Origin of the sequence: Dyadobacter sp. (assembly GCF_051859145.1) — a bacterium.
Lineage (GTDB): Bacteria > Bacteroidota > Bacteroidia > Cytophagales > Spirosomataceae > Dyadobacter.
The window spans coordinates 1-1,839 of record NZ_JBHYGF010000182.1; the positions used below are offsets into that span (position 1 = coordinate 1).

1 protein-coding gene and 2 pseudogenes are annotated in these 1,839 nt (G+C 43.0%); 1 reads left to right on the forward strand and 2 read right to left on the reverse strand.

Features of this window, described 5'->3' with window-relative positions; all coding sequences use genetic code 11:
• A pseudogene (locus ACTIE6_RS11915) lies at positions 1–270 on the reverse strand (hypothetical protein); the annotation flags it as partial.
• Between the two features lie 273 nt (positions 271–543).
• On the opposite strand from ACTIE6_RS11915, the gene ACTIE6_RS11920 reads away from it, so the two are divergent.
• Entirely contained in the window at positions 544–1,050 is a 507-nt protein-coding gene (locus ACTIE6_RS11920) for a hypothetical protein (protein WP_439556849.1), read from the forward strand.
• Positions 1,051–1,115: 65 nt separating this feature from the next.
• Here ACTIE6_RS11920 and ACTIE6_RS11925 read toward each other — a convergent pair.
• Positions 1,116–1,839 (reverse strand): annotated as a pseudogene (locus ACTIE6_RS11925) (heme-binding protein); the annotation flags it as partial.

A 1,839-nucleotide genomic window follows, 5' to 3' on the forward strand; every position in this document is an offset into this window, starting at 1 on the left:
AAAACCAATCCCAAACACATTTTCAGAAATGTCCCATTTACGGCGCAGCATTTCGAGCCACTTTTCATCAATCACCAATGCGCCAAATGCCAGTAAACCGCAGGAAATGGCTGATATCAATGCGTAAATCGCAATTGCATCAACATTCGAATTACGTAACTGGTAACTTCCCCGCAATTGCTCCGCCTGTTCTTTGGAGATCTGGTTACTATCCTCCCAAAACAGAATAGCTTTGTTAACGGTTTCTGCCTCTTTCTTATCTAACTCCATTCCGGTTTTTAGCGTGACTTTTGTACTAAATGTATGCCGATGATATTAACAAGTTCGGCAGTTACAGCATTGTTTTGTACAAAAATGTCAAATTTCTTTCAGGCAGGATTGTTCCTTCAGGGCTAAGTTTGCAGCTTTCGGTTCAATTCGTCGAAGTATAGTTGTTAACCGTCGAAAATTCGGGTTCATTCGACGAATGTTTTTTGCTGGATACATATCCATGTAATTTCCTTAAATAGAAACAATAGCTTACAGTATCCCTCTCTGACAGGTATGATAAAAAGATTGATTTTGATCGGAACAATCGTATTTACCCTTACTATTTTCGGCTGTGAAACACCGCTTGGGCCACGTGCCAATCCACTGGGAAACAGGTCAGACGGGCATTGGAAACTGACATCGCTTTATAAAAACAAAAAACAGATTGATGTCTCTGCTGCAGATAGTTTAGCCTATTTGAAATTAAGTGAATACACGAAATACGATAGTGCTTATCAGACAAATAATATGCACTACGTATTTACATTTGCCTCGCCAGACTTCACAGAGTCAAAGGTTCTTGATGCGATTCAATGGAGCTACTCATCAGGCCCAAATACACCTACCGAAGTTCAATGGTATGCGATATCGAAAGAAGCAGGATTTCGAATCTTATTCCATTTCGTCGAAGGTTCAAATTATTCCTATCAGATGGACGTCACCAATGTGATGAACAGTTCAGAGTACAAAGCTGACCTGGACAGTATCAAATATGTTTATACACCCACAGAAAAGTTTTAAGTCTGTTATAAATAAAAAGGCTGTCTGATTCGATTCAAACAGCCTTTCTAATTTACTTATCGCTTTTATCTTTTTAACCCCGATAAGAATTCAACTACATCCCGGATTTCCCTTTTTGACATAATCGTTCCCATTGGCGGCATACTTGAAGGAACATTTTCCCGTTTGGCAATACGCGCCGTGGCGATTTTGAGCGGCTCGGCTTCGGAAGTTTTCAGGACAAGCTCGTGCTCGTTTTCCTGTGCTAGTACGCCCGCAGCTGTTGTTCCGTCCTTCAAGGTCAGGATCACCATTCCGTAGCCTGGCGATAAACGTGCGCTCGGCTCGATCAATGCCTGCAATATCTGCTCGCGTGAAAGTACGTTACCGATATTCGAAAGAGAAGGTCCAACCTCGCCGCCTTGTCCGCCGATCGAGTGGCAGCGCACGCATTCTGCGGCTGAGCTTGTCAGGAAGTACCTGCGGCCCAACTGTGCATTTCCACCAAATAATGCATCCTGATAATCTGCAACAGTTGCGCCTTTGGAACGCATTGGAGCAAGTTTGGAAATCAATGCAGTCGATTTGGTTGAATCGATAGCCTCTCCAAGATCAAGCGCCAGACTTGGCGGAAGTTTCTTGGCTTCCATTCTGCCGATCAGATCATTCAGGATTGTTTCTGTCTTGGCAACCGGCAAGCTGCCTAGTACTTTGAGCATTTGTTGCTGCTCTCTTACACTTCCTTTTTCAAAAATCTGGTTTGCAATGTCGGTCAATGTTTCCTTTGACATATTCACACTTCCTACCATT

What these genes read in the sequence shown, in the direction of transcription:
- ACTIE6_RS11920 (WP_439556849.1), top strand. Translation starts at nt 544, where the DNA reads ATGATAAAAAGATTGATTTTGATCGGAACAATCGTATTTACCCTTACT.